Origin of the sequence: Sphingobium sp. AntQ-1 (assembly GCF_028538045.1) — a bacterium.
GTDB lineage: Bacteria > Pseudomonadota > Alphaproteobacteria > Sphingomonadales > Sphingomonadaceae > Sphingobium > Sphingobium cupriresistens.
Genome location: NZ_CP117158.1, coordinates 2198301 through 2225144 on the forward strand (window position 1 = coordinate 2198301; position 26844 = coordinate 2225144).

Consider the following 26844-nt stretch of genomic DNA (forward strand, 5'->3'; position numbering starts at 1 on the left):
GTGATATATATGTTCTATCATGACGACGAGCGAACCCTCCATCTGGCTGGCCCTGCTGCACCAGCTTCCCGTCAAGCCGCCCTATCTGCGCGTAAAAATCTGGCGTCGCCTGCAGGCGATCGGTGCGGTGCCACTCAAAAATGCGGTGCATGTCCTGCCTCTCCGCGACGAGCATGAAGCTGCGTTTCGCATTCTGATGGCTGAGATCATCGATGGCGGTGGGGAGGCGACCCTCCTCGAAGCGCGGATGCTGGGCGGCCAGAGCGACGGTGACATCCGCGCCATGTTCGACGCCGCGCGCGACTCCGACTATGATGACATAGCCCAGGCGGCGCGGCGGCTGATCGACACCGGCCCGGCCAGCGGGGCCGACATCGCCAAGCTCCAGAAGCGGATGGCGGATGTCGTCCAACTCGATTTTTTCGGCGCGCATGGGCGGCAGCACGCCGAAGCGACGTTGGCGGACCTTGATCGGCAACGCTATCTGCATCCCGACGTCCGTCGCGACGAACCCGCGGCCGATCTGCCGCGCGATCTGAAAGGCAGGACATGGGTGACGCGCAGCGGCGTCCATGTCGATCGCATCGCCTGCGCCTGGCTGATCCGCCGCTTCATAGACCCGGATGCTACCTTCCGTTTCGTCGATGGTCGCAGTTATGCGCCGCAAAAGGATGAGCTGCGCTTTGACATGGCGGATGCCGAGTTCACCCATGAAGGCGAGCATTGCAGCTTCGAAACCCTCGTCGAGCGCGGTGGCCTGACCGACGATCCGGCGCTCGTCGCCATCGCGGAAATCATTCACGACCTGGATATTGCCGACGGCAAGTTCGCGCGGCCCGAAACGGCGGGCCTTGGCGCGATGCTGTCGGGCGTCTGCGCCTCCACCGATGACGACCTGCAGCGCATCGCGACGGCCAGCGACGCGCTGAACCAGTTTCACGCCTATTTTTCGAACCGAAAGGCAGATCGATGACCGCAACCGGCTCCATGCTCGCCGATACTTCTGAGGCCCACGCGAGCGATCATGGCATCCCGCTTGGGGAAGCGACCCGCATCTGGGCGCGCGTCGCTGCGTTGAGTTTTGGCGGACCGGCTGGTCAAATCGCGGTAATGCACCGGATATTGGTCGAGGAAAAGCGCTGGATCGGCGAGGAACGGTTTCTCCATGCGCTCAACTATTGCATGTTGCTGCCCGGCCCGGAGGCGCAGCAGCTTGCCATCTATATCGGCTGGCTGTTGCACAAGACGCGCGGCGGCCTGATCGCAGGCGCGCTTTTCATTCTGCCCGGTTTCCTCGCCATATTGGCCTTAAGCTACCTCTATGTGTTGCTCGGCCATGTGCCGTTGATAGAAGGCATATTCTTCGGGCTGAAAGCTGCGGTGCTGGCCGTGGTGGTCCAGGCGGTGGTGCGCGTGGGATCACGCGCGCTCAAGAATAATGTCATGCGCGGCATCGCGGTTGCAGCCTTCGTCGCGATCTTCTTTCTGAACGCACCCTTTCCCCTGATCGTCCTGGCGGCGGGCATCGGTGGCTATGTCGGGGGGCGAAGCGGCTTTGCCCAGTTCAAGGGCGGCGGCGGTCATGGTCCCGCCGGCGACGACGTCGTCCATGATCGGGACACCGCGCTGGGTGAAGCCTTGCCCGACCATGCGCGACCCAATCTGGGTTGGTCGCTGCGGATTTGTGTTATCCTGTCCATCCTCTGGCTGGCGCCCGTCGCAGGGCTGTTCCTGATCCTGGGGCCGGACCATGTGTTCACCCACATCGCCACCTTCTTCAGCCAGATGGCGGTCGTGACCTTTGGCGGCGCTTATGCCGTTCTCGCCTATGTGGCGCAGGAAGCGGTCGGCACTTTCGGCTGGCTGCGCCCCGGCGAAATGCTCGATGGCCTCGGTATGGCCGAAACGACGCCAGGCCCACTCATCATGGTGACGCAGTTCGTCGGTTTTCTCGCCGCCTTTCGCGATGGGGGCATGATGGCGCCCCTGTTTGCGGCGACGCTGGGCGCGATCCTGACGACCTGGGTGACGTTCGTACCCTGCTTCCTGTGGATCTTCGCCGGCGCGCCCTTCATCGAGCGGCTGCGGGGCAACAAAGCCTTGTCGGCGGCGCTGACCGCCATCACCGCGGCGGTCGTGGGGGTCATCTTCAACCTCGCCATCTGGTTCGCGATTCACACCTTGTTCGGCCAGACGATGGCGGTCCGCTCGCCAACCGGCGGCTTCGACGTGCCCATCCCCGCTTCTGTCAATATAGCGGCGGTCGTGCTAGCGCTCGCCGCCGCCATCGCCATCTTCAGGTTCAAGCTGGGCGTGTTGATGGTTCTCGCCGGCTGCGCGACCCTGGGCGCGATCTACGCCCTCGCTCTTTGAAAGGATCTGCAAAAATGGTTGATGTTTCTCGTCGCACCGCCTTTCAAACGCTTGGCGCAGGCGCTTTGGCCATGGCCGCCACCGACGCGGCAAGCGGGCAAGTCGCCGCGCCGCCCGCTGAATCGCCGCCAGCCTTCGCCGGCACGCACCAGCCCAAACCGCTGCGCTTCGATCCGGCGAAGCTGGACGGGCTGTCGGAGCGACTCATCCGGTCGCATTGGGAGAATAATTATATCGGGTCGGTGAAGACCCTCAACATGGTCGAAACCCGGCTCGCCGCCGCGCTGGCCGATGCCGACATGCCGCCGGTCCTTTATGGCGGCCTCAAGCGCGAGGAACTGCACCGGACCGGATCGGTCATTCTCCATGAAATCTACTTCGACGGACTCGGCGGCGACGGCCAGGCCGCTGGCTCCATTCGCGCGGCGCTCGCCAAAGCCTGGGGATCGTTCGAAACATGGGCGAAGGATTTCCGGCGCACAGGCTTGTCGCTGGCCGGTGGATCGGGCTGGGTGATCCTTGCCTATAATCTCCATGCCCGCTCGCTGCGCAATCATTGGGCCTGGGACCATATGCATGGTGCGGCCGCCAGCGTCCCGATCCTCGCCCTCGACATGTACGAGCATAGTTTCCACATGGATTATGGCACGCAGGCCGCCAAATATATCGACGCCTGGTTCCGCAATCTCGATTGGGAAGCGGCGGACCGGCGCTATGCGCAGGCGACTGCGATCGGCGCCACCTGAGGTCGGCAGCGTCTGTAGATATTTGGAGATCGTGCGAAATTCTTCGACGGCCGAACCCATGCCTTCCATCGCCTCGGTGTGGCTGAGGCGATGGTCGAGATGATCGTGGATCAGTGCCTTCTTGGCGCCGACGATCGCCTTTTCGACCGCCTGAAGTTGCTGGGCCATGTCTGCGCAGGGGCGTCCGCTTTCGATCATCTCGACGATGCTGCGCAGATGGCCGCCCGCACGGTTCAGCCGCTTTATGATCGCGGAATGGCTGTCATGAGTCGCCCTTGCGTTCCGTGCTCGCCACCCGCACCTATCGCCATCTTTTCTGTGCGCAGGTCATCGCATTGGTGGAACCGGCCTGGCGACCGTGGCGCTCGGTCTGCTGGCCTATGACATAGCCGGCGGCAATGTCGGGGCGGTGTTGGAGGCGGCGCTCGCGGCGAGGTGGCGACGCTCTAGGAAAGAGGCCCATTCGCAGCCGCTTGAGCCGTGAAACTGACCGGGAACTGGACGCCTGTAGCGCCCGATTTCGCTTCTTTTACAAAGCCTGTGAGCAAACGCCGAAAACATTCGATTTGATACGGAATATGCGGGGAATTCGGAGGATTATTCCGCGAAACGGCATTCAAACCACATCCTACGCCTCTCAATGTCGATACCAATTTGGGGAGCCAAGACAATGGTTGCACGCGAGATGGAAACGCAACGTGACCAGCGGCGCAATGGCCCCGGTTTGCAAGCCGCAAGACTATTAATGGCTGCGCTCATGGTCAGCGGCAGTGGCGGGATCCAGGAGAAACCCGCTCCCGTCGTTGGATCGATTACGCATGCTCGGAGCGTCTTTGCGGCATGCTGGAAAACGGCTGGCGAAGGCCATGCGCGCGAGCGACGAGGCCCGCAGCATAGCCTTCGCTATTATTAAGACCTGCATCGAGATGCGGTCAGGGAGCAATGTCGTGCCTATGCAGTCCGTACACATGCGAGACGATGGGAGAAGATAAAGAGGAAATATCCGGAGTGTCCTGATTCACAGTTATTTGAAAAATCGTGCGGCAACGCCCTAAAACTCGCGCATTATTACCAATATTACCTAACGCCTTTCAGTGATCACTTGGCCTTTGTGCTGCAAGATGGCTGAAGAATTGGAAAATTGAACAGGTTGGAGACTCGCATGAGACTGGTTCGAACATTATCCGTTGCACTGGGCGTAAGCACGTTGCTGGCCGCGACCGCGCCGGTTGGCGCGCACGGCATCTGGTTCGCGCAGCGGGCGCGCCAGTTGGCGCTGATCTATGGCGTGGGCGCGGACGATCTGGACGCGGTCAAGCGGCTGCCGCTGGTCAAGACCGTCACCGGCTATGACAGCGACTGGGCGCCGGTGGCCACCTCTTTTCGCGCCGCCGGGGCAATCCCGGTGGTGGACAGCGACGAGCCGGTCGCGGCCGTTGCCGCGATCATGGACTATGGCTATTGGAGCAAGACGCCCGATGGCGAATGGCACAATAAGGGTCGCGACGAGGTGCCCACCGCCACGCTGGCCGAGCATAATTTCAAATATGCGGTCCATCTGACGCAGGTGCCGACCAAGCCGGTGCCGCTGTTCGAGGGGCACATGCTTCAACTCGTCCCCGCCGACCTTGCCATCCCCCAGAAGATGGGCGAGCCGATGAAGGTGCGCGTCTATTACAAGGGCAAGCCTGTCGCCGGCGCCACCGTCATGCAGGATTACGTCAACGATCCCGACGAAGTCGCCCCGGCCAAGACCGGCGCTGATGGCACCGCCACGATCAAGCTGCGCAATCAGGGCATCAATGTGCTGATGGCGATCTATGTCGGCCAGACGACCGACAAGAAGGTCGATCATGAGGAATATCGCGCCTCGCTGTCCTTCGTCCTCCCACACCTGCCGGAATAAGTCTTTCCACCAGTCCATTGGAGACACGCATCATGAAGATCGATCTTTTCCGCACGGGGCTTGCTGCCCTGGCGCTTGCCGCGCTGCCCGCTACCGCGTTCGCGCACGGCAGCATGAAGCCCCAGCATGGCGGCCTTGTCCAGATGTCGGGTGAAACCCTGATCGAGTTGGTGACCGGCCCCAAGGGCGTTGACGTCTATCTGAGCGAAGAGGATGAGCCGGTTGCCGCCGCCGGCTACACAGCGAAGCTCACCCAGACGGCCGCTGGCAAGAAGACCGAAGCGGCGCTCAAGGCTGCCGGCGGCAACAAGCTTAGCGCCCCCGGTTTCAAGGCCGCCAAGGGTGCCAAGCTCGTCGTCGCCCTGGTTGACAAGAGCGGCGCGAAAATCTTCGCGACGTTCCAGACCAAGTAAAGGCGCCGACATGCACAGCGCGATCCGGTTTCCGCTCCAACCCCAGATATTGCGGCGGATCGTGCTGCTGCTTTTGGGCTTGGCCATGGCGTTCATGAGCGCGACGCTCTGGGCGCATGGCGTCAACGAGAATGACAAGGCCTTCATCGAAGGCGCGTCGGGGATCAACATCATCCCCTATATGTATCTGGGCGCCAAGCATATGGTCACCGGTTACGATCACCTGCTGTTCCTGGCGGGGGTCATCTTCTTCCTCTACCGGATGAAGGATGTCGGCGCCTATGTGACGCTGTTCGCGATCGGCCACAGCACCACGCTGCTGCTGGGCGTCATCTTCGACATTCGCGCCAACCCCTACATCATCGACGCGATCATCGGCCTGTCGGTCGTCTACAAGGCGATCGACAATCTGGACGGGTTCAAGACCTGGTTTGGCGTATCGCCCAATCCCAAGGCGGCGGTGCTGATCTTCGGCTTTTTCCATGGCTTTGGCCTGGCCACCAAGATCCAGGAACTGACGCTGGCCAAGGACGGGCTGATCCCCAATCTCATCAGCTTCAACGTGGGTGTTGAGATGGGCCAGTTGATGGCGCTGACCGTGATCCTCCTGCTGATGAACCTGTGGCGCATGTCGCCCAGTTTCAATCGTAGCGCCATCGTCGCCAACGCCGTGCTGATGACCGCCGGCTTCGTCCTCATCGGCTTCCAGTTGGCCGGCTATTTTACCCAGGGTGCCTGACATGACCATGCAAACTGCTTCCGCACTTCCGACCTTGATCAAACCCTCGCCTTCCACGCTCGCCAAGGCGACCGGCGGCGCGGCCATCGCGGCCGTTGCGATTCTCACCTTGTTCGTGCTGCCGGCCGAATATGGCATCGACCCCACCGGCGTCGGCACGGCGCTTGGCCTGAACGGCATGGTTGCCGGTGAGGCGGCCGAAACAGCCCCCGCGCCCGCGCCGGAAGCTGCCGCCCCAAGCGACATCGCGATCCCGACCAAGGCGACCATCGCCAAGTCGGCCGCATGGCGCCAGGATGAGATGACCATCACCCTGGCGCCCCATAGCGGGCAAGAGGTGAAGGCGCACATGGTCAAGGGTGACAGCTTCATCTTCCAGTGGAAGTCGACAGGTGGTCCGGCGAAGGCCGAAATGCACGGCGAAAAAACCGGCGCTACCGACGGTTCCTTCACCGACTATTGGAAGGAACTCGCACTCACCGGCGGCCAGGGCGGCTTCACTGCGCCCTTCGATGGCACGCATGGCTGGTATTTCCGCAACAAGGGCGAAACGCCGATCACCGTCACCGTCAAGACGGTCGGCTTCTACAAGGATCTCTTCCTGCCCAAGGGTGAGTGAAGATCCAGGCGAGGGATAATCAGATGAACAACATTGCGGGCCACGCGCCCCTTACAGCCTTAAATCCCGGCATGACATCGCCGGTCGCCGCTGCAAAGGCGCGCACGCGCTTGATCGCCATCGACGCGCTGCGCGGGTTGGTGATGCTGTTCATGCTGGTCGATCATGTCCGCGAAACATGGTTCCTGCATTTGCAGGTCACGGATCCTGTTGACGCGAATATAACCGATCCGGGTCTCTTCTTCACCCGCCTGCTCTCCACTTTCTGCGCGCCGACTTTCGTCGCACTGACCGGTCTTTCGGCATGGCTCTACGGCCAGTCGCATAGCCGGGCCGAGGTGTCTGCTTTTCTGCTGAAGCGCGGGCTTTTCCTGATTGCTCTGGAATTCACGATCGTCTGCTACGCTTGGCCGACACAGGCCAACATATTCCCGCCGCCCACCATCTGGTTCCAGGTGATCTATACGATCGGCATCAGCATGATCGCGCTGGCGGCGCTGCTCCATCTGCCGCGCCCTGCGCAGTTCGCTCTGGGGTTGGCGATCGTCTGTCTTCACAATCTGCTCGATCCGATTCGCCTCAGCCCGGATTCGCCCTTCTTCATTCCATGGGCGATGCTCCACCAGCGCGATAAGTTCGAGATCGCCGGGATATTGTTTAAGACCACCTATCCGGTGCTGCCCTGGATCGGCATCATCCTGTTAGGGTATGCCTGCGGTCCGTGGTTCGCGCGGGGCGCCGATCCCAAGCCAAGGATCAAGCGGCTGGCTATGCTGGGCCTGGGCCTGCTTGTCGGCTTCCTGCTCATCCGCACGCTCAATTTCTATGGCGACAAGCCCTGGTTCATCGCGGACACGCCGTTGCGAACCGTCATGAGCTTCCTCGCGCTCACCAAATATCCGCCATCGCTGCTCTTCCTGATGCTGACCGTGGGCACCGGATGCCTGTTGCTGGCGCTGTGCGAGAAGTTTGAGGATAGCAAGGTGATGCCGACGCTCGCCATGCTGGGCGGCGCACCGATGTTCTACTACATCCTCCATCTCTACACGCTCAAGCTGCTCTACAACATCGCGATGCTGCTTTACGGCCCGACGAAGGGCGCCGTGTTCGGCGTCGATAATTTGCGGTGGGTATGGATCTGGGTGTTTATATTGATCCCGGTTCTCTATTTTCCGACGAGATGGTTTGCCCGGCTCAAGCAGCGCCGCAAGGATATCTGGTGGCTGAAATATCTTTAAGCCTGGAGCATCCGAGCGCATCGGCATGTCTTTTCAGCGTACTGATGCTGGAGCGGTTAATTCCCAAACAGTTATCATGGCCAAAGCCCTGCTACTGCTGCGTCATGCCGTGCAATCATAATGTCACGCAATTACAACACGGCTGTCACTTTCATTCCCTAACGAGCCTGCAACTAATGCTCAGGGGGAATCATGCTTTCGAATATCATACGCGCGCGCCTGCTTGTCGGCACGGCGCTGCTCTGCGTTCCTGCCATCGCGCAGGCCGGCCATGTGGTCGGCACGGTTTCCGATATCACAGGAACCCGGACGCTGCCGAGCGCGCAGATATCCATCGTCGAACTGGGCCGGACCGTCGAGGCGGACCGGGCAGGGCGTTATCGCTTTACCGACGTTCCGGCGGGCACCTATACCCTGCGGGCGATTTACACGGGCGCTGAGCGGGTCGACACGAGCATCACCGTCGCCCAGGATGGCGATCTGGTGCAGAATGTCCTGCTCGGCGGGGCCAACGACATTCTCGTCAACGGACAGCGCGCCAACCTTGCCAGTTCGCTCAGCCGGCAGCGCGGCGCCGACGGCGTGGAGAGCGTTCTGACGCGCGACTCGATCGGTCAGTTTCCCGATCAGAATGTCGCTGAATCCGTCCGCCGCGCGCCCGGCGTGAACGTCCTCAACGATCAGGGCGAAGGCCGCTTCATCGCCGTGCGCGGCCTCGATCCCAGTCTCAACGCCGCCTCGCTCAACGGCGTGCGCGTGCCCGCGCCCGAAGCCGATACCCGATCGGTCGCGCTGGATGTCGTGGCGTCGGAACTGATCGAATCGATCGAGATCAAGAAGTCACTGACTCCCGACATGGACGGCGACACGATCGGCGCGTCGGTGGAAATCAACACCACCAGCGCATTTGATCGCAAGAAGGATCTGCTCGCCGCGTCGCTGGAAGGTTCGTATAACCATTATTCCGGAGACCTGACGCCCAAGGGCAGCGTCAGTTTCTCAAATCGCATCGCGGACAATTTCGGCGTGTCGGGCGGCGCCTCCTATTATCTGCGCAAATTCGAGACCGACAATGTCGAAATGGATGGTTGGAACACCGACGATGCTGGCAACGGCTTTGCCGATACGGTCGAATATCGCGACTATGACGTGCGCCGCCTTCGCACCGGCGGATCGCTGTCGTTCGACTGGCAGCCGGCCGAATCGACGCGGCTGTACGCGCGCGGCATCTACAACCGCTTCTCCGATCAGGAAGATCGCCGTCGCCTGATCTTCGAGATGGACGAAGATCCTGCGTCCTCCACTGGTGCGAGCGCCACGTTCGACAGCGCCGACGGCCAGATTCGGGTCGAGCGCGACCTGAAGGACCGTTTCGAGAAGCAGACGATCCAAAGCTATACCGTGGGCGGCGAAACCAATAGCGGCCCCTGGAAGCTGGTTTATTCCGCAGCATGGTCGCGCGCCTCTGAACTGGAAGAAGGCTCGATCGATCCGATCACCTTCCGCCGCGATTTCAACGGCGAGGATGGCGACGATCTGACGGTCGGGTTCGACTATAGCAATTATCTGATCCCCGGCTTCACCGTCGGCGGCGCAAGCGTTGCGGATTTCAACGACGCTTCCGCTTATGCATTCGACAGCCTTGACCGCACGACGCTGAGCCGCGCGACCGACAAGGAATGGACCTTCCGCGCCGATGTGACGCGCAGCTTCGCCCTGGCCGAAGGCACGTTCGACCTGCAATTCGGCGGCAAGGCGCGGCTAAGGAAGAAGGCGTACGACCTGAATGTCGATACGCTCGAATATGATGGTGACTTCACGCTTGCCGATGTAGTCGGCGCCCAGACCTATCGCCTGGCCGACCTTGGGCCTGTCGTCGCCAAGAAGGGGCAGCGCGGTTTCCTGCAAAACAACATAGGCGATTTCGAGATCGACGAGCTTGGCTCCGCCTTCGCCTCGGTTGCCGAGGATTTCTCGGTCGATGAAGATATTTACGCCGGTTATCTGCTCGGCCGCTATCAGGCTGGGCCATTGCGCCTGATCGGCGGCGTGCGCATGGAGCACACCAAGAACGACATTCGCGGCAACACAGTCACGCTGAACGAAGATGGCGAGGACGGCGAGCAGTTGATCGTCGCGCCGAACAGCATCCGCCGCAGCTATACCGATTGGCTGCCCAGCGCGCTGCTTCGCTATGAGGCCAGCAGGGATGTGGTGCTGCGCGCTGGCGTTTTCCGCAGCCTTGTGCGGCCGGGCATCGGCCAGCTTGCGCCGCGTTTTGCGATCGAACGCGATGGTGACGATCTGGAGGGCGCATTCGGCAATCCAGACCTTACCCCCTATCGCGCCTGGAACGTCGACGTTGGCGCGGAATGGTATTTCGCCAAGTCCAGCGTCCTGCAACTCGGCTTCTTCTACAAGGATATCGACGATTACATCACCACGGTGACGTTCGAAGCCGACGATGCGCCATTCAACGGCCTGTATCGCGGTATCGCCTTTACCGAGGCCGACATCCCGCTCAACATGGGCAAGGCGAAGATCAAGGGCATCGAATTCGCCTATTCGCAGGTCTATTCGATGTTGCCCGCGCCGTTCGATGGCTTGCTGACCAACGTCAACTATACCTTCACCGATGCCGATGGTCAGACCTTCGATGGCGATACCGGGGGATTGCGCGACATTCCGTTGCCCGCTTCTTCCCGGCATACTTTCAACGTCGTTCTGGGCTATGAAAAGGGGCCGGTCAGTGTCCGCCTCGCCGGCACCTATCGCGACAAATATCTTGATGAAGTGCAGGCGGTGGCGGATGAGGATCGCTATGTCCGCCAGCATTTCCAGCTGGATGCCAGCGCACGCTATCGGATCACCCCCAACATCCAGGTTTTCGGCGAATGGGTGAACATCAACAACGCCAAATATGTCGCCTATCAGAACGCGCCGACCACGCGCCGACTGCTGCAATATGAGAAATATTCCTATACGATGAAGTTCGGCGTGCGGGCCAACTTCTGATGCGCGCCCTCCTGTTCGCCGCCGCCGCTGCGCTGATTGCCACGCCGCTTGTCGCGCAACCCATCGCGGTGCCACGTACGCCGGGCCTGCCCTATGCGCCGCGGCCGATCCCCGACAGGATCGTCCTGACGGCTGGGGCAGATCCGGCGCGTGAAATGGCGGTCAGCTTTCGCACCGACGGGGCGCAAGGCGATGCCCAAGCCCAGATCGCGGTTGCGGTGGACGGCCCTACGCTGGAGCGGGAGGCGCGCACGATCATAGGAACGACCCGGCCGATCGAAAGCGCCAATGGCGCGGCCAACTATCATCAGGTGCGATTTACCGGCCTGGAACCGGGTCGCGCCTATGCCTATCGGGTAAAGGGCGCGGCGGGGTGGAGCGAATGGCTGCAATTCCGCACGGCGGCCGCAGATTTCCGTCCCTTTCGTTTCCTCTATCTGGGTGATACCCAGAACGGCATCCTTGCTGATGCGTCGCGCGTCATCCGTCAGGGATTCGCGGCGGGCGAGATCGCGCTGACCGTCCATGCAGGCGATCTCGTGGCGCAGCGCGACGATCTCGACCATGATGATGAATGGGGTGAGTGGAACCAGGCGGGCGGCTATAATTACAGCCAGGCGCCCCAGCTCCCGGCGACCGGCAATCACGAATATCTCGATGTGCTGCTGCCTAACGGAAAGGAAAGTCGCCAGCTTGGACCCTATTGGCCGCTGCAGTTCGCGTTGCCCGGCAACGGCGCCGCGGGGGTGAAGGCCACGACCTATTTCGTCGATTACCAGGGCGTGCGCTTCATCATTCTCGATGGCACGGCCGCGCTCGATCTGGGCACGCTTGACGCGCAGACGAGATGGCTCGACGCGACACTGGCCGCGAGCAAGGCCCACTGGAATGTCGTCCTGTTCCACCAGCCGATCTTCACCTGCGCGCGACCGCAGGACACGGAGGAGCTGAAGGCGGCCTGGAAACCGATCTTCGACAGGCGTCGCGTGGATCTGGTGCTGCAGGGTCATGACCATTGCTATAGCCGCCTGACTGCGGAAGCAGGAAGCGAGGCTGGAAAGGCGGGACGGGCCAAGGGGGCGGCGCAGGGACCGGTCTATCTGGTGTCGGTCGTCGGGTCGAAAATGTATGGTCTCAATGACCGTGCCAGAACGCAGCCTGACCGGACAGCCGAAGCGACCGAACTGTATCAGATCATCGACGTGGAAGCGGATCGCCTGAAATTTCGCACCTTTACGGCCAGCGGCACTTTGTATGATGGTTTTGACCTGACGCGCGGGGCCGATGGCAGGAATAGGCTGGCCGAGATCGCTGAGCCTTTGCCGCCGGCGCGCACCTGCACCGGCGTTACCGGCCCGGACGGCGGCGCCTGCGTCGCGCGGGGTAAATAGCCGCACGATAATCGCAAGGACGGGTGCGGCGGGTCAGTCCCCTGCCGCCGCGCCCGTCCTTGGTGGTTGCCAGCCGGATGCGGGTGATCTTGTAGCCGTCAATAGCCTCGACCGACAGCCGATACCCGTCCAGGTCGATAAATTCGCCCAGTTCGGGCATGACGCCACGGGCGGCAAGGGGAGTCCTGCAATGGTGACGATGTCGCCATGCTCGAAGACAATGTCATGATCTTCCGACAGCTCGGCCAGCGTGACTTCCCCGTCGAGCAGCCACGCGCCATCGGGCGTCTTGCGGCTTCAGTCGGATTCGGCGGCCTCCTCTTCATCGATCAGATCTTCGAGCGTAACGAAGCCCAGCGTGCCGCCATGTTCCACCACCGCCAGCGCTGCATGGGTCCGCTGTTTCTTGAACAGTGCGAGCAGTTGGGTCGTTATCGTGGTGGCGGCCACGCGCGGCAATGGCCGGTCAGGGTTTGCAAGCCATCCACCTTGCCCACGATCCGCGCCCCGATGAAACCCTTGACGTGGAGGACGCCGCCGATGTCTTCGAGCGATCGGCCGCGGGCGCCGGTTCACCGCTTGCTTACCATTTCGCGCTAAAGCCGCGGACATGAGCAAGGCCGATCCCTGTCCGAAATCCGCCGTTAGCCATGGTGTCGGCATTGCCGGCCTGGTGGGACTTGGCCTCTGGACGCTGGTGGCGCGCCATTATGGCATGAACGGTCCCAATGCGGGCCTTGCCGCCGTGGTCGCCTGCGGGCTGCCCATGGTGCTGTGGTCGCTGATCGTGGACAAGGTGCATCGCAACGCATCGACCGGGATCGACTGGCGCGGGCCGGCGCGGACCGTTCGGGACGTGCTGGACATCAGCATCATCAAGATCGCCGGGCTGTGGGCGACCTGGCTCGCCATCGCCATCTTCTATTGCATCGCCCGCTGGTATTGGAGCGGCAATTACCGTTTTTCGATGGACCTGTTCATGGCGGCCGCGCCCTGGCTGCTGGTCCTGTCCGTCCCCTATATGCTCTGGATCGACCGGCGACTGGTGGAGCCGAAGGACGCCTGCTTCAGCTTCGGCCAATGGGTGATCGGCGGCGTGGCGGGACAAGCCGACATGGTGCAGGTCGGCCACCATGCCCGCGCCTGGGCGGTGAAGGGATTTTTCCTGGCCTTCATGGTGTCGATCGTGCCGGGCAATTTCGCCAGCGTGGTCGAGTGGCGGATCGAGGATGCCTTCGCCCATCCGGTGGCGCTGGCTGGCTTCCTGATCGCCATCATGTTCATGATCGATGTCTGCCTGGCGACGGTCGGCTATATATTGACCTTCAAGCCGCTGGATTCGCATATCCGCACCGCCAATCCTTATCTGGGCGGTTGGCTGGCGGCGCTGATCTGTTACCCGCCCTTCGTCCTGATGGGCGGCGGCGGGCCGCTCGATTATCATGCCGGCGGCGCGGAATGGGATTATTGGACGCAGGGGTCGAGCGCGCTGCAATGGATATTGGGCGGCTGGCTGGTGCTGCTGACGGGCCTGTACGCCTGGGCGACGGTGGCATTCGGCCTGCGCTTTTCCAACCTCACCCATCGCGGCATATTGACCCACGGCCCCTATCGCTGGACGCGGCACCCGGCCTATCTGTCGAAGAATCTGTTCTGGTGGTTTTCCGCCCTGCCCTTCCTGTCGGTCAGCGGGTCGCTGACCGACATGGTGCGCAATTGCGCGATGCTGGGGCTGACCAATGCGGTCTATTATTGGCGCGCCAAGACCGAGGAACAGCATTTGTCGGCCGACCCCAACTATCGCATCTACAGCGACTGGATGGAGCGCAACGCGCCGGTGCCGCGCTTCTTCGCCTGGGTCACAGGCAAGAAGCGTGAGACGGCGATGACGGCGCAGGCGGCGGAATAGGGTTTAGAGCGCGGTGACTTTAAGTTGCATAATATCCGTTCTTGCTGAGTAGAGACTGAGTTTGTCGAAGGCTCGTATCGAAGCATCGGGTCCATGCGCATCCTTCGATACGCCATTTCGACTTCGCTCAATGGCTACTCAGGACGAACGGTCGCTGACGTCAGCTCTGCCCTTAAAAACTCTCTTCCTCATAGACCTTGCTCAGATCGCCCTGCCATTCGCCATGATAGCGTTCGAGCAGGTGTTCGGCGTTGGTCTTGCCCGACGCAACCACCTCATCGAGGAAGGACAGATAGCCCGTCTCATTGTCGCCCGCCCCGTTGAGGCGACCGCGCGCGGCCAGACCCGAACGAGCGATATCGACAACCTGCCCCGCAATGTCGCGCAGCTTGCGCCCGCCGCCGATCGGCGCGTCGAGGCCGAGCTTCGGCACGGAATCGCGCAATATCTGCCGTTCCTCCATGGTCCAGTCCTTGACCACATCCCACGCCGCGTCGAGCGCACCCTGGTCGTAGAGCAGGCCCACCCACAAAGCCGGCAGCGCGCAGATGCGGTTCCAGGGGCCGCCATCGGCGCCGCGCATTTCCAGGAAGCTCTTCATCCGCACTTCGGGGAAGGCGGTGGAGAGATGATCCTCCCAATCCTTTTCCGTCGGCTTTTCGCCGGGCAGAACGGCCAGTTTACCGTCCAGGAAATCGCGGAACGACAGGCCGGAGGCATCGATATATTTGCCGTCGCGATAGACGAAATACATCGGCACATCGAGCGCATAGTCGGCATAGCGTTCATAGCCGAAACCATCTTCGAACACGAAGGGCAACATCCCGGTGCGCCCCGGATCGGTGTCCGACCAGATATGGCTGCGATAGGACAGGAAGCCGTTGGGCTTGCCTTCGGTAAAGGGCGAATTGGCGAACAGCGCGGTGGCGAGCGGTTGTAGCGCCAGCGAAGTGCGGAATTTCTGCGCCATGTCGGCTTCGCTGCCATAATCCAGATTGGTCTGGATGGTGCAGGTGCGCAGCATCATGTCCAGGCCCATAGATCCCACGCGCGGCATGTGCCGCAGCATGATCTCGTAGCGGCCCTTGGGCATGATCGGCAATTCGGCGCGCGTCTTGTCCGGCCACATGCCCAGGCCCAGAAAGCCCAGGCCCAGCATGTCGCCGACATATTTCACCTGCTCCAGATGGCGGCCGGTTTCGGCGCAGGTCTGGTGCAGATTTTCCAGCGGCGCGCCCGACAATTCGAGCTGGCCCGCAGGCTCCAGGCTGATCGTGCCGTCGGCGCCGGACAAGGCGATGATATTCTCGCCCTCGAACACGGGGTTCCAGCCATAGCGAGTCAGGCCGATCAGCAGCGTGTGGATGCCGCCCTTTTCCTCATAGGACGGGGCGTGATGATCGCGGCGATTATAGACGAATTTCTCGTGCTCGGTGCCGATCCGCCAGCGGTCCTTGGGCTTTTCGCCCTTGGAAAAGGCCGCGATCAGCTGGTCGCGGTTTTCGATGACGGGATCATGTCCCGCTGAGTCGGTTCTGGTGCTCATGCCCCGCCCTTACTGCTTCCCCTTGGCCCGTCAAACAAAGACGGGCGATCACCACATAGGGCTTGGCCTTAAGCGCTTCAATCCAATAGCGGAATGAAACTAGTTCCAGTCCCCGTTCAGCGTCATCCAGGCCGAAGTCGCGGCGATCGCAGCCGTTTCCGCGCGCAGGACGCGCGGCCCCAGCGACACCGGCACCGCGACCGGCGTCGCGCGGATCGCGTCGCGCTCGGCGGGATCGAATCCGCCCTCCGGCCCGACCAGGAAGGCGGCAGGACCGGGATGGGCGCGCAGGCTTTGTTCCAAAGGCGCCCCGCCCGTCTCGTCGGCGAAAAACAGGTGGCGATCGACCGGCCAGGCTTTGAGCAAGGCGTCGAGCTTCACCATCTCGGCGAGGTCGGGCAGCGCGGTGCGTCCGCATTGTTCGGCCGCCTCGACCAGATGGCTGTGCAGCCGGTCGAGGTTGAGCTTGTCCACCACCGCGCGGCGGGTCAGCACCGGCTGGAGGCGGGCGACGCCCAGTTCGCACGCCTTTTCCGCGATCAGGTCGATCCGCCCCTTCTTGATCGGCGCGCAGCAGAGCCAGAAATCGGGCACCTGTTCGGGCGGCTTGGTCCGGCTGACGCAGTCCAGCACAAGATCGCGCTTGCGAATATCGCGGACCCGCGCCGCCCATTCGCCCGACCGGCCGTCGAACAGCAGGACGATATCGTCGGGCTTCACCCGCATGACGGCGATCAGATAATGGGCCGGATTGCCGTCGATCGGCACCGCAACTCCCTCGCCCAGCTGGGTTTCGACATGGAGTCGCGGCGCGCTTTGCGGCGGCCAGGCGGGCGTTGCGGTCATTTTGTCTCTTCCGGTTCGGCCGCGCTTGTGGTCGGCCCGATCTTCCCTAAAGAGAAGATGCGGGCTTCGACAAGCTCATGCGAACGGAGTCACGGTGAATCAGACGATCGTCCCCGACAGCGAAGCGCGCGGCCTGCTGGCGCGACTGCCGGACACGCCGCGCATATTGGCGCAACTGGCGCGGTTCGACCGGCCGATCGGCTGGTGGCTGCTCTTCTGGCCGGGCGCATGGGCGGTCGCATTGGCGGGTGGCGGCTTTGCGCGCTGGCCGCTGATCGGCTGGCTGCTGCTGGGCAGCATCGCGATGCGCGGCGCGGGCTGCGTGTTCAACGACATTGTCGATCGCGACCTGGACCGGAAAGTGGCGCGCACCGCCGCCCGGCCGCTGGCGAGCGGGGCGATGTCGGTGAAGCTCGCCTGGGCCTGGCTGCTGGCGCTGTGCCTCATCGGCCTGATCGTGCTGGTGCGGCTTGATCGCTATGCGCAGATCGTGGCGCTGGGCAGTCTGGCGCTGGTGGCGGCCTATCCCTTCATGAAGCGGATCACCGGTTGGCCGCAGGTCTGGCTGGGGCTGGTCTTCTCCTGGGCGGCGCTGGTCGGGTGGAGCGAGGTCATGGGCGCGCTCAGCCTGCCGGGTGTGCTGCTCTATGCGGGAACCATTTTCTGGGTGATTGGCTATGACACCATCTATGCGCTGCAGGACCGGGAGGATGATGCGCTGATCGGAATCGGGTCGAGCGCTTTGTCGATGGGGCGGCATGTGCGGGGCGGGGTGGCGTTCTGCTATGCGCTGGCGCTGGCGCTGTGGGCCTGCGCGATCTGGCAGGTGCGCGATCAGATATTGGCGCTCGCTGCGTTGGCGCCGATGGCGGCGCATTTGCTGTGGCAGGTGGCGACGCTCGAACAGGATGGTGTCGATCCGCTGTCCAAATTCCGGTCCAATCGTTTTGCGGGGTTGCTGATGTTTCTGGCTTGTCTGGTGGTGGGGAGCAGCGCCGCATGACGCCGCAACCGGGCGACGATTGCTGGCGCATCGCGCGGGCGGAGCGAGCGAGCGTCATTATCGACGCCGACAATTATTTCCGCAACGCCCGCGCCGCGATGATGAAGGCGCAGCGCCGCATCATGCTGATCGGATGGGATTTCGACGCCGCGATCAGCCTGATCCGCGAGGATGAGGTGGATGACGGCGCGCCTGCGGTGATCGGCGATTTCATCAGCTGGCTGGTCGAACGCACGCCGGAACTGGAGATTTTCCTGCTGCGCTGGGATGTCGGCGCGATGAAGTCGATGGTCCGGCCGACCAACCTGTTCACGACGCTGAAATGGATGGCGCATCCGCGCGTCACGGTAAAGCTGGACAGCCATCACCCGCCCGCCGCCTCGCATCATCAAAAAATCGTGGTGATCGACGATTGCTTCGCCTTTTGCGGCGGCATCGACATGACCGGCGACCGTTGGGACACGCGCCATCATCGCGACGAGGAGCCGGGCCGGCATCATCCCGATGGGTCGCCCTATGGTCCCTGGCATGACGCGACCACGGCGCTGATGGGGCCGATCGCCGCGGCGCTGGGCGAACATGCGCGCAACCGCTGGGTCGGCGCGGGCGGCGATCCGCTGGACCCGGTCGAAGGCGTGCAGGATTGCTGGCCCGACAAGCTGCCGGTGCAGTTCGAGGGCGTCGATATCGCCATCGCCCGCAGCGCGCCGAAGATGGACGATCAGGACGAACTGATCGAGATCGAGCGGCTTTACCTGAACCAGATCGCGGCGGCCAAGCGGCACATCTATGCCGAAAGCCAATATTTCGCGTCGCGCCGGATCGCCGAAGCGATCGCCAGGCGGCTGGGCGAAGCGGACGGGCCGGACATCGTCATCGTCAATCCGCAGCAGGCCGACGGCTGGCTGGAACAGCAGGCGATGGATACGGCCCGCGCGCGTCTGTACGAAGCGCTCAAGAGCCGCGATCCACACGGCCGTTTTCGCATCTATCATCCCTTCACCCAGCGCGGCGCGCCCATCTATGTCCATGCCAAAGTGCTGATCGTCGATGATCGGCTGATCCGGGTCGGATCGTCCAACATGAACAATCGGTCGATGCGGCTGGACACCGAATGCGACATTTGTATCGACACGCAGCTACCCGGCAATGACGGGCGGCAGGCGACGATCCTGAAGATCCGCGACGACCTCATCGCCGAACATTTAGACCTGCCGGCCGAGCGCGTGTCGGCGGTGATCGCCGAACGCGGGCTGGTGGCGGGGATCGAGGAATTGCGGCAGAAGCCGGGCCGGACGCTGCGTCCCTATGTGACCCCAGACCTGAACGAGGTGCAGGCTTGGATCGCCGACCATGAGGTGCTGGATCCCGAAGGGCCGGAAGAGATGTTCGAAGCGATCAGCGAACGCGGCCTCTTCCGCCGGATGAAGGGCTGGTTGGGGCGGGGCTGAACTACTCCGCCGCCAGCAGCGCTTCGGCGCTTTGCAGGTTGACCGACACGAGCCGGCTGACGCCGCGTTCGACCATTGTCACGCCGAACAGGCGGTGCATTCGCGCCATGCTGACGGCATTGTGGGTGACGATCAGATAGCGGGTGTTGGTTTGCGCCACCATTGCGTCGAGCAGGTCGCAGAAGCGTTCCACATTGGCGTCGTCCAGCGGCGCGTCGACTTCGTCCAGCACGCAGATCGGCGCGGGATTGGTCAGGAACAGGCCGAAGATCAGCGCCACGGCGGTCAGCGCCTGTTCCCCGCCCGACAACAGGGTCAGCGCCGCCAGTTTCTTGCCCGGCGGCTGGGCCATGATCTCCAGCCCGGCCTCCAGCGGATCGTCGCTGTCGATCAGTTCCAGATGCGCCTGCCCGCCGTTGAAGAGGGTGGTGAAGAGGCGGCGAAAATGGCCGTCCACCGCTTCGAACGCGGCGAGCAAGCGTTGGCGCCCCTCGCGATTCAAACTGCCGATCGAGCCGCGCAGGCGATGGATCGCCTGGGTCAGTTCCTCGATTTCGGCGCGGCTCTTCGCTTGGGCAGCTTCCAGTTCCTCCAGTTCCTGCGCGGCGATCAGGTTGACCGGGCCGATCCTTTCGCGTTCGGCATGGAAACGGTCATGATCGGCCAGTTCGGTCTGGGCCAGTCGCACCTCGGCGCTGGCGAAGCCCAGTTTTTCCGGCAGCACCGGCGGCGGACATTCGAATCGCTCGCCCGACAGGCGGTTGGTTTCGACCCGCCGTTCGTCGGCGGCTTCGGCGCGGGCGACGGCGGTGGCGCGGGTTTCGCGGGCGGCGGCGAGCGTCTCGCCCGCCTGAGCGGCGCAGCCTTCGGCGGCGCGCAGCGCGACTTCCGCCTCCAATTCGGCGCGGCGGGCCTGGTCGGCGGCGTCGGTCAGGGCCGATCCCCGATCGCTGAGCGCGCTAATCGCGGTGGCCAGCGCGTCGGGCTGCGCCTCGATCGTCGCACGCTCGGTCGCGATCTCTTCGGCGCGGGCGACCATGGCGGCGATGCGTTTGGCCGCCTCGCCGGCGCGGGCGCGCCAGCCCTTGATCTCCGCATCGGCGGCCGCCTGCCGCTCGCGGTCGCTGGACAGGGCGCGGTCGGCGAGCGCCTGATCGGCCTGTAGCTGGCTGACGGCGGCGCGCGCCTTGTCGCTGGCCTGGGAAAGGGCGGCGACCAGCGCCCGCGTCTCTGCGCCGTCCGGCACGGCGGCGCGGCCGGCCCGCGCCTTTTCATGCTCGCCCTGTGCGGCGGCGCGATCGCGCTGCGCTTCGCCCAGCCGTTCTTCGATCCCCTCGCGCCGCCCGGCCAGCCGTTCGAGCGCGGTCGTCGTCTCGTCGGCGGCGCGGAGCGCGGCGCGCAACCGCTGGTCGGCCTGCGACAGGCTGCTGCGCCCTTGGGCCAGCGTCTGGGCGGCGGCTTGTTCGCGCGCCTTGGCCGCATCCTGGGCAGCGGCGGCGCTTTCCACTTCGGCCTGGAGCGCGGGGCGCGCAGCGGCGATCGCGTCCAGCCGATTGAGACGGATCAGCCGTTCGGCCGCCGCCGCGCCACCTTCCAGCGCGACATAGCCGTCCCAGCGGCGCAACTGGCCATCGCGGGTGACGAAACGCTGGCCGACGGCGAGCGGCTGGCCCTCGTCATGCTCGGCGACAGCGATCTGCACCAGACGGCGGGCCAGTTCGGCCGGCGCGGTAACATGGTCGGACAAGGGGGTGGCGCCGGCGGGCAAGGCTGGATCACCAGACAGCGCATCGGCGCCGGCCCAGCGGCGCTTGCCGTCCGCGCCGACCGGGGCTTCGAGGTCGTCGCCCAGCGCGGCGGCGAGCGCACGTTCATAACCGGGCGCGGCCTTCAACTGGTCGAGCGCGCGCGACCGGTGGCCCGCGCCGCTATCGACGGCCCGTTTCAGCGCCGCCGCCTCGCTATCGAGCGCGGCGAGGGCGGCGCGCGCGGAGGACAGGGCGGCCTCCGCCGTGGCGCGCGCTTCGGCGGCGGACTGGCGCTCGGCGTCGGCGGTCCGGATCGTCGCTTCGGCGGCGTCGCGATCGGCCTTGGCCTTGTCCTGATCGGCCAGCGCGGTGGCGCGTTGCGCCTCCAGTGGCGCGGCGTCGGGCAAGGCCGCGGCTTCGGCGGCAAGCCGCGCCACCTCACGCTCCGCCCGGTCGAGACGGGTGCGCGCGGCGGCCAGTGCGGCTTCGGCGACGCGCAGTTCGGCCTGTTCGGCCGCCTGAGTCGCCATCGCCCGCGCCAGATCCAGTTCGGCGTCGCGCGCGGCATCCGCCGCCGCTGCGATGCGGGCGGCGAAGGCCGGACGCAGCTTGTCCGTCTCGGCGATACGCGCCTTCAGCGTTGCGATCTCGGCGGTCAGCCGGGCGATCGCATCGGCGGCGTCATTGGCCAGCGTCCCTTCGCGCGCGCGATCCTCCTCCAGCCGGGAGGCCTGCTGGGCCAGGTCGGCAAGGCGGCGGACCACGGCCTCGCGCTCGGTGCGGAACGCGGCGAGGCGATGGCCCGCCTCATTGGCGTCGTCGCGCGCGCTCTGGGCGGCGGCGCGGCGATCGGCCAGCGTGGCGATGGCGGCCTGGGCATGGGCGGCGGCCGCGAGTTGCCCCTCCTGCGCGGCGGCAACGGCGGCGTCCGCCTGCTTCGCTTCGGCGCGGGCCGCCTCGGCGCTCGCATTGGCTTCGCGCCAGCGGGCGAAGAGGGTGCGGCCTTCGGCGACGCGGATCTGGTCGGACAGGCGGATATAGCGTTCGGCGGCGCGGGCCTGCCGCCGCAGCGCATTGGCGCGCACATCCATGTCCAGCAGGATTTCATCGAGCCGGGCGAGGTTGGCTTCGGCCGCGCGCAATTTCTGTTCGGCATCCTTGCGCCGGACATGCAACCCCGCGATGCCCGCCGCTTCCTCCAGCATGGCGCGCCGTTCCAGCGGGCGGGCGGCGATGACGGCGGCGATGCGGCCCTGGCTGACCAGCGCGGGGCTGTGCGGGCCGGTGGCGGCGTCAGCGAAGACCAGCGACACATCCTTGGCGCGCACGTCCCGGCCATTGGCGCGATAGGCGCTGCCCGCGCCGCGCTCGATCCGGCGGGTGACTTCCAGTTCGCCGTCCGCGCCGACATCGACGGCGTTGAAGAGTTCGCCCTGTTCCTGGATCGTCAGCAGCGAGACTTCGGCAAAATCGCGCTGCGGCCGGGTGGCGGTGCCGGCGAAGATGACATCCTCCATGCCGCCGCCGCGCATGGATTTGGCGCTGGATTCGCCCATGACCCAGCGAATGGCTTCCAGCAGGTTGGATTTGCCACAGCCATTGGGGCCGACGATGCCGGTCAGGCCCGGCTCGATCCGCAACTCCGTCGCGTCGACGAAGCTTTTGAAGCCGGAGAGTTTGAGCCGCTTTATCTGCATGACGTCATGTCGGGGCGGCGCGCCGCCCCGGCCTTGCTAAACGATGCTGTCAGCCCCCGCTGGCGCAATCAGAGGCCCGCTTCCTTGAGCTTGGGCTGGAGCGAGGACCAGTTGGCGACATTGTCGACCAGCACGCCGTTGATGAGAAAGCTGGGCGTGCCCTGGATCTGATACTGGCTGTTCGCCGCCTCGACGCCCTTGGCGAGCCGTTCGGCCGCGCCGGTGTCGGCCAGGCATTGTTTCGCCTGATCGGCGGAAATGCCGCGCTGCTGGGCATATTCGACAAGGCCCGCAATCTGCGCGATCGCGCCGGGGCGCTGCGCCGGGGGCAGCTTTTCCACGCCCTGGAAGGCGGCCTCATTACCCTGCACTTTTTCGAACATCGCCGCCTGGTTGGCGAAGAATTGCTCGGACAGCGGATAATATATGTCCTTGCCGCCGCAGCCGGCCAGCAGCGCGGTGGTCAGGTCGATCGGATCGCGGACATAGGTGCGGAATTCGAAGCTCATCTTGCCGGTATCGACGATCTTCTTGATCTCCTCCGACGCTTCGGCGGAGAAATCCTTGCAATGGCTGCAAGTGTAGGAGCCATATTCGACCAGCTTGATCTTGGCCGACGGATTGCCCATCAGATAATAGCCTTCGGGCGTCTGCGCGATCGTTTGCGACCAACTGGTCCCGGCAGGGGCGGCGACGGCGGCGACGGGATCGCCGCTGGGCTTGGCGCCTTCCTCGCTCTTGCCGCAGGCGGCGAGGGTCAGGCTGACGGCGATGAGGGCAAGAGCGGAAACGGCTTTCACGACGGGCAAGGCTCCGATGACTGGCGGTATGAAGAGGGGTTTAGATCAGCGCGCGGCCGTGGGCAATGCAGCGGGGGGCAATGCGGCCTGGAGAATGGACCAGGTCGATCCCTTGACGAGCGTGCCGTTGACGACGAAGCCGGGCGTGCCGCCGATCTTCACCTTGTTCCAGGCGTCGTCGGTCATGGCGAGGATCTGCTTCATCGCCGTGGGATTGGCGATGCAGGCGTCCAGTTGGGCATGGGTGAAGCCGCGCTGGGTCATCAGCGTATAAAGGCCGGTCTTCCGCCCGATGTCGCGCATCGCCGCGGTCTGGTCCGAGGGCTTTTGCGTCGTCGCCGCATCATAGGCCTCGATCTGCGGCATCCAGGCGGTCTGGTTGGCGAACAACGCCTCATGATTGCCCATGAAGCGGGCCGGGCCGCCGCAGCGGGCGAGCAGAGCGGCGGTCAGGTCATATCGGTCGCGCACGGCGTTGCGGACTTCGACGCTGACCTTACCGCCCTTCACATAGTCGTTCTTGAGCGGGCCGCTCGCTTCGCCGACGAAATGGGCGCAATGCGAGCAGGTGTAGCTGACATATTCGACCAGCTTGGTCGGCGCATTGGGATTGCCCATCGCATGGCCGCCGATCGGTGACAGCACGACCCGGCTCACCCAATTGGCGGCGGGCGCGGCGATCAGCGCAGCGGGAACGGCAAGCAAAGCGAGCGGCAGGAGCAGTTTTTTCATGGCGGGCGATCCGTAATATGGTCCGGCTGAACCACAGCCGAATAGCATCGTTTCTGGCGCGATTTTCAAGTTGATCGCTCAGTCTTTTTTGACGCGATTTTCAAGTCGATCGCTTCAGTTGATCTTCGGCAATCCGCTGCTGTTGGCAAGCCCCTGCGCCAGAGATTCGAGTACGGCGCGCAATTCCGGGTCGCCGATATCGCGCAGCGAATCGCCCAGCTCGACCGGAATGGGCTTCAAATTGCGGGGCGGCGGGCGGCGTTCGGCCGCGACGGGCCTGATATCGCCCTGCCGGATTGCGACCTTCGTCACGGCGGCATAGCCAAAGAAGCGGTTCACCCGCTCGACGATATCGGGCAGCATATGCTGCACCATCGGCCCATGGCCGCTCATCACCGTCAGTTGCAGCGTGCCGCCAGCCTTTTGCCCCACCGGGAAACGGATCGATTCGGGCGCGGAAATGCCGGCATAATGGGCGCCGACAATCTCCGCCCAGCGGGTGACGATGCTGGACTGGACGAAGCCGAACTTGCGGAAAGCGGCGCGGCCGATGTCGGGCATCAGGTCCGCGATCGCGCGCGGCGCGCCCACGCGCGGCCTGTCTTCGGCCGGCAGCTTGCGACTCTTATATTTCGGGGGGGCCGGGCGTTCCGTCATGGCCCGCTTAATGGCATAGGGTCGCCATGCGCGTCGAGGGTAGAGCCACAAAAATCGCAAGCGACCTGCTTGCTCATTATGACGTCCATGCCCGGCGACTGCCATGGCGCGCGCCGCCGGGCAGCAATGCCGCCGATCCATACCGGGTGTGGCTGTCCGAAGTGATGCTGCAACAGACCACGGTCGCGGCGGTCGGCCCCTATTATGCGAAATTCCTGGCGCGCTGGCCCACGGTTCAGGATTTGGCCGCCAGCGAAGACGCGGACCTGATGGCCGCCTGGGCGGGGCTTGGCTATTATGCCCGCGCCCGCAATCTGCTGGCTTGCGCGCGGGCGGTGGCGCAAGATCATGGCGGTGTCTTTCCCGATACGGAGGATGGGCTGCGGGCGCTGCCGGGGGTGGGCGCCTATACCGCCGCGGCCGTCGCGGCGATCGCCTTCGGCCAGCGCGCGGTGGTGGTGGACGCCAATGTCGAGCGGGTGGTGGCGCGGCTGTTCGCGATAGCGACGCCGCTCCCCGCCGCCCGGCCGGCGATCCGCGCCGCCGCCGACAGCATCACGCCCGATGCCCGCGCCGGGGATTTCGCGCAGGCGATGATGGACCTGGGCGCGACCATCTGCACGGCGCGCAATCCGGCCTGCGGCATCTGCCCGTTGCGACAGGATTGCGCCGCGGTGCTGACCGCCGACCCGGCCGCCTTCCCGGTCAAGGCGGCGAAGAAAGTGCGACCGCACCGCACCGGCCATGGCTGGTGGATCGAGCGGGAAGGCCATGTCTGGCTGGTGCGCCGCCCGGACAAGGGATTGCTGGGCGGGATGCGGGCGCTGCCCAGTTCCGATTGGGGCGACGCGCCTGACCCGACGCCGCCGATCGCCGCCGCCTGGACGACGATCGATGAGCCGGTCGCCCATGTCTTCACCCATTTCTCTCTGGCGCTGCGCGTCCACCATGCCCATGTGGAAGCGAACGAAACGCCGGAGGGCGCAGGCGAATGGTGGCCGATCGACCGTATCGGCGAGGCGGGATTGCCGACATTGTTCGCACGGGCAGCGGATGCGGTGAGGAAGGAAGGGCAGGCAGATGCACGGAACTGATCCAGCGATAAAGGCGGTGCCGGGCTTCGTCGGCAGCAATCTGGACCGGGTGGACCATATCCGCACCAACCCCGCGCTTCTGGCGGAGACGTTCGCCGATCCGGCCGCGCGCCTGCTGGTGCTGGACGGGTTGGAGCCGGTCGAGGTGAACGGGCATCTGCTGCTGGAGCCGCTGGAGCCGCACGCGCAGGTCGAGGATCATCTGCTGCTGGGCATCGATCCGGGCAAGCGGCCGATCTTCGCCCGGCTGGTCGCGGACCTTGGCCCCAATCTGGTCCCCACGCCGCGCAGCCGGGCCATTGCCGGGCTGGTCCCGACCGAAGAGGTCGCTCTCTATGGCACGGCGCGCAGCCTGGTCCACTGGCATGCCCGCCACCGCCATTGTTCGGTCTGCGGCGGGACGACGCAGCCTGCCAAGGCGGGCTGGTCGCGCAAATGCGAGGCGTGCGCCGCCGAACATTTCCCGCGCACCGACCCGGTCGTCATCATGCTGGCCGAACATGGCGGGCGCATCCTGCTCGGCCGCCAGCACGCCTGGCCGCCCGGCCGCTATTCGGCGCTGGCCGGCTTCGTCGAACCGGGTGAGACGATCGAGGAAGCGGTCGCGCGCGAATTGTTCGAGGAAGCAGGCGTGCGGGTGCATAAGGTCCGCTATGTGATGAGCCAGCCCTGGCCCTTCCCTTCCTCGCTGATGATCGCCTGCATCGGGCAGGCGCTGGACGATGCGCTGACGCTCGATCCGACCGAGATAGAAGATGCCTTCTGGTGCGATGCGGATCAGGTCCGCGCCGCGATGGCGGGCGATCGCGATGCCCCCTTCCTCGCCCCGCCGACGATGGCTGTGGCCTGGCACCTGCTCGACCATTGGCTGGCGGACGTCGCCGCCGCCAGCCTTGTGAGCGCCGGCGCAAGCGCGTAAGG

The 26844-nt window shown here is 64.4% G+C and carries 22 protein-coding genes and 1 pseudogene; 15 read left to right on the top strand and 8 right to left on the bottom strand.

Annotated features, from left to right (window positions below):
- Positions 1 to 19 precede the first annotated feature (19 nt).
- Genes sphantq_RS11040 through sphantq_RS11050 form a run of 3 tightly spaced genes read left to right on the top strand, consistent with a single transcriptional unit; the run spans position 20 to position 3119 of the window.
- Positions 20 to 973 carry a chromate resistance protein ChrB domain-containing protein gene (locus sphantq_RS11040; protein WP_272798514.1) on the top strand — a complete coding sequence of 318 codons (954 nt, stop codon included), beginning with the start codon at positions 20 to 22 and terminating at the stop codon, positions 971 to 973.
- The gene (chrA, locus tag sphantq_RS11045) at positions 970 to 2373 is read left to right on the top strand and encodes a chromate efflux transporter (RefSeq protein WP_272798515.1); all 1404 of its coding nucleotides are present in this window, start codon (positions 970 to 972) and stop codon (positions 2371 to 2373) included. Before sphantq_RS11040 ends, chrA begins: the two co-directional genes overlap by 4 nt.
- A 14-nt stretch (positions 2374 to 2387) precedes the next feature.
- Entirely contained in the window at positions 2388 to 3119 is a 732-nt protein-coding gene (locus sphantq_RS11050; RefSeq protein ID WP_336314424.1) for a superoxide dismutase, read from the top strand.
- Positions 3120 to 3209: 90 nt separating this feature from the next.
- On the opposite strand, the pseudogene sphantq_RS24400 reads toward sphantq_RS11050, so the two are convergent.
- A pseudogene (locus sphantq_RS24400) lies at positions 3210 to 3317 on the bottom strand (metal-sensing transcriptional repressor); the annotation flags it as partial.
- A 964-nt stretch (positions 3318 to 4281) separates the two neighbouring features.
- Between sphantq_RS24400 and sphantq_RS11065 the strand changes: the two are divergent.
- From sphantq_RS11065 to sphantq_RS11095, 7 genes are all read left to right on the top strand, one after another.
- The gene (locus tag sphantq_RS11065) at positions 4282 to 5025 is read left to right on the top strand and encodes a DUF4198 domain-containing protein (protein WP_272798516.1); all 744 of its coding nucleotides are present in this window, start codon (positions 4282 to 4284) and stop codon (positions 5023 to 5025) included.
- Between the two features lie 32 nt (positions 5026 to 5057).
- On the top strand, positions 5058 to 5438 hold the full coding sequence (locus tag sphantq_RS11070; protein WP_066599294.1) for a hypothetical protein: 381 nt from the start codon (positions 5058 to 5060) through the stop codon (positions 5436 to 5438).
- Between the two features lie 10 nt (positions 5439 to 5448).
- Positions 5449 to 6177, top strand: coding sequence for a HupE/UreJ family protein (locus tag sphantq_RS11075; protein ID WP_336314425.1), 729 nt, complete (start codon positions 5449 to 5451; stop codon positions 6175 to 6177).
- A gap of 1 nt (position 6178) precedes the next feature.
- Positions 6179 to 6796 carry a hypothetical protein gene (locus sphantq_RS11080; protein WP_272798517.1) on the top strand — a complete coding sequence of 206 codons (618 nt, stop codon included), beginning with the start codon at positions 6179 to 6181 and terminating at the stop codon, positions 6794 to 6796.
- Between the two features lie 23 nt (positions 6797 to 6819).
- The gene (locus sphantq_RS11085) at positions 6820 to 8034 is read left to right on the top strand and encodes a DUF1624 domain-containing protein (protein ID WP_082679086.1); all 1215 of its coding nucleotides are present in this window, start codon (positions 6820 to 6822) and stop codon (positions 8032 to 8034) included.
- 192 nt (positions 8035 to 8226) lie between these two features.
- Positions 8227 to 11049: a TonB-dependent receptor gene (locus sphantq_RS11090; RefSeq protein ID WP_272798518.1), complete on the top strand. Its 2823-nt coding sequence runs from the start codon at positions 8227 to 8229 to the stop codon at positions 11047 to 11049.
- Positions 11049 to 12440, top strand: a complete 1392-nt coding sequence (locus sphantq_RS11095) for an FN3 domain-containing metallophosphoesterase family protein (protein ID WP_272798519.1) — start codon at positions 11049 to 11051, stop codon at positions 12438 to 12440. The genes sphantq_RS11090 and sphantq_RS11095 overlap by 1 nt, the downstream gene beginning before the upstream one ends.
- Before the next feature lie 297 nt (positions 12441 to 12737).
- Here sphantq_RS11095 and sphantq_RS11100 read toward each other — a convergent pair whose 3' ends face one another.
- On the bottom strand, positions 12738 to 12890 hold the full coding sequence (locus sphantq_RS11100; protein WP_165363559.1) for a hypothetical protein: 153 nt from the start codon (positions 12888 to 12890) through the stop codon (positions 12738 to 12740).
- A gap of 160 nt (positions 12891 to 13050) precedes the next feature.
- Here sphantq_RS11100 and sphantq_RS11105 point away from each other — a divergent pair, with 160 nt between their 5' ends.
- Positions 13051 to 14349 carry a methyltransferase family protein gene (locus tag sphantq_RS11105; RefSeq protein ID WP_272798520.1) on the top strand — a complete coding sequence of 433 codons (1299 nt, stop codon included), beginning with the start codon at positions 13051 to 13053 and terminating at the stop codon, positions 14347 to 14349.
- A 172-nt stretch (positions 14350 to 14521) separates the two neighbouring features.
- Here sphantq_RS11105 and sphantq_RS11110 read toward each other — a convergent pair whose 3' ends face one another.
- Positions 14522 to 15895, bottom strand: coding sequence for a glutamate--cysteine ligase (locus tag sphantq_RS11110; RefSeq protein ID WP_066599315.1), 1374 nt, complete (start codon positions 15893 to 15895; stop codon positions 14522 to 14524).
- Positions 15896 to 15994: 99 nt separating this feature from the next.
- On the bottom strand, positions 15995 to 16741 hold the full coding sequence (locus tag sphantq_RS11115; protein ID WP_272798521.1) for a 16S rRNA (uracil(1498)-N(3))-methyltransferase: 747 nt from the start codon (positions 16739 to 16741) through the stop codon (positions 15995 to 15997).
- 94 nt (positions 16742 to 16835) lie between these two features.
- Between sphantq_RS11115 and ubiA the strand changes: the two genes are divergently transcribed.
- Entirely contained in the window at positions 16836 to 17744 is a 909-nt protein-coding gene (ubiA, locus tag sphantq_RS11120) for a 4-hydroxybenzoate octaprenyltransferase (RefSeq protein WP_272798522.1), read from the top strand.
- Complete coding sequence (locus sphantq_RS11125) at positions 17741 to 19195, top strand: phospholipase D-like domain-containing protein (RefSeq protein ID WP_066599324.1); 1455 nt, start codon at positions 17741 to 17743, stop codon at positions 19193 to 19195. Before ubiA ends, sphantq_RS11125 begins: the two co-directional genes overlap by 4 nt.
- A gap of 1 nt (position 19196) precedes the next feature.
- On the opposite strand, the gene smc is transcribed toward sphantq_RS11125, so the two are convergent.
- The 4 genes from smc to sphantq_RS11145 all read right to left on the bottom strand — a co-directional run bounded on the left by smc (position 19197) and on the right by sphantq_RS11145 (position 24829).
- On the bottom strand, positions 19197 to 22640 hold the full coding sequence (gene smc, locus sphantq_RS11130; protein ID WP_272798523.1) for a chromosome segregation protein SMC: 3444 nt from the start codon (positions 22638 to 22640) through the stop codon (positions 19197 to 19199).
- 68 nt (positions 22641 to 22708) lie between these two features.
- A complete protein-coding gene (locus sphantq_RS11135; RefSeq protein WP_129925607.1) occupies positions 22709 to 23440 on the bottom strand; it encodes a DsbA family protein in 732 nt (243 codons plus the stop codon).
- A 45-nt stretch (positions 23441 to 23485) separates the two neighbouring features.
- Positions 23486 to 24172, bottom strand: a complete 687-nt coding sequence (locus sphantq_RS11140; protein ID WP_066599329.1) for a thioredoxin domain-containing protein — start codon at positions 24170 to 24172, stop codon at positions 23486 to 23488.
- 114 nt (positions 24173 to 24286) lie between these two features.
- Entirely contained in the window at positions 24287 to 24829 is a 543-nt protein-coding gene (locus tag sphantq_RS11145; protein WP_066599332.1) for a DUF721 domain-containing protein, read from the bottom strand.
- Between the two features lie 26 nt (positions 24830 to 24855).
- On the opposite strand from sphantq_RS11145, the gene sphantq_RS11150 reads away from it, so the two are divergent.
- A complete protein-coding gene (locus sphantq_RS11150; RefSeq protein ID WP_272798524.1) occupies positions 24856 to 25923 on the top strand; it encodes an A/G-specific adenine glycosylase in 1068 nt (355 codons plus the stop codon).
- On the top strand, positions 25910 to 26842 hold the full coding sequence (nudC, locus tag sphantq_RS11155; protein WP_272798525.1) for an NAD(+) diphosphatase: 933 nt from the start codon (positions 25910 to 25912) through the stop codon (positions 26840 to 26842). The genes sphantq_RS11150 and nudC overlap by 14 nt, the downstream gene beginning before the upstream one ends.
- The last annotated feature ends 2 nt before the right edge of the window (positions 26843 to 26844 follow it).

Coding starts and splice junctions, on each gene's coding strand:
- sphantq_RS11040 (WP_272798514.1), top strand. CDS start 20: ATGACGACGAGCGAACCCTCCATCTGGCTGGCCCTGCTGCACCAGCTT.
- chrA (WP_272798515.1), top strand. CDS start 970: ATGACCGCAACCGGCTCCATGCTCGCCGATACTTCTGAGGCCCACGCG.
- sphantq_RS11050 (WP_336314424.1), top strand. CDS start 2,388: ATGGTTGATGTTTCTCGTCGCACCGCCTTTCAAACGCTTGGCGCAGGC.
- sphantq_RS11065 (WP_272798516.1), top strand. CDS start 4,282: ATGAGACTGGTTCGAACATTATCCGTTGCACTGGGCGTAAGCACGTTG.
- sphantq_RS11070 (WP_066599294.1), top strand. CDS start 5,058: ATGAAGATCGATCTTTTCCGCACGGGGCTTGCTGCCCTGGCGCTTGCC.
- sphantq_RS11075 (WP_336314425.1), top strand. CDS start 5,449: ATGCACAGCGCGATCCGGTTTCCGCTCCAACCCCAGATATTGCGGCGG.
- sphantq_RS11080 (WP_272798517.1), top strand. CDS start 6,179: ATGACCATGCAAACTGCTTCCGCACTTCCGACCTTGATCAAACCCTCG.
- sphantq_RS11085 (WP_082679086.1), top strand. CDS start 6,820: ATGAACAACATTGCGGGCCACGCGCCCCTTACAGCCTTAAATCCCGGC.
- sphantq_RS11090 (WP_272798518.1), top strand. CDS start 8,227: ATGCTTTCGAATATCATACGCGCGCGCCTGCTTGTCGGCACGGCGCTG.
- sphantq_RS11095 (WP_272798519.1), top strand. CDS start 11,049: ATGCGCGCCCTCCTGTTCGCCGCCGCCGCTGCGCTGATTGCCACGCCG.
- sphantq_RS11105 (WP_272798520.1), top strand. CDS start 13,051: ATGAGCAAGGCCGATCCCTGTCCGAAATCCGCCGTTAGCCATGGTGTC.
- sphantq_RS11110 (WP_066599315.1), bottom strand. CDS start 15,895: ATGAGCACCAGAACCGACTCAGCGGGACATGATCCCGTCATCGAAAAC.
- sphantq_RS11115 (WP_272798521.1), bottom strand. CDS start 16,741: ATGACCGCAACGCCCGCCTGGCCGCCGCAAAGCGCGCCGCGACTCCAT.
- sphantq_RS11125 (WP_066599324.1), top strand. CDS start 17,741: ATGACGCCGCAACCGGGCGACGATTGCTGGCGCATCGCGCGGGCGGAG.
- smc (WP_272798523.1), bottom strand. CDS start 22,640: ATGCAGATAAAGCGGCTCAAACTCTCCGGCTTCAAAAGCTTCGTCGAC.
- sphantq_RS11140 (WP_066599329.1), bottom strand. CDS start 24,172: ATGAAAAAACTGCTCCTGCCGCTCGCTTTGCTTGCCGTTCCCGCTGCG.
- sphantq_RS11145 (WP_066599332.1), bottom strand. CDS start 24,829: ATGACGGAACGCCCGGCCCCCCCGAAATATAAGAGTCGCAAGCTGCCG.
- sphantq_RS11150 (WP_272798524.1), top strand. CDS start 24,856: ATGCGCGTCGAGGGTAGAGCCACAAAAATCGCAAGCGACCTGCTTGCT.
- nudC (WP_272798525.1), top strand. CDS start 25,910: ATGCACGGAACTGATCCAGCGATAAAGGCGGTGCCGGGCTTCGTCGGC.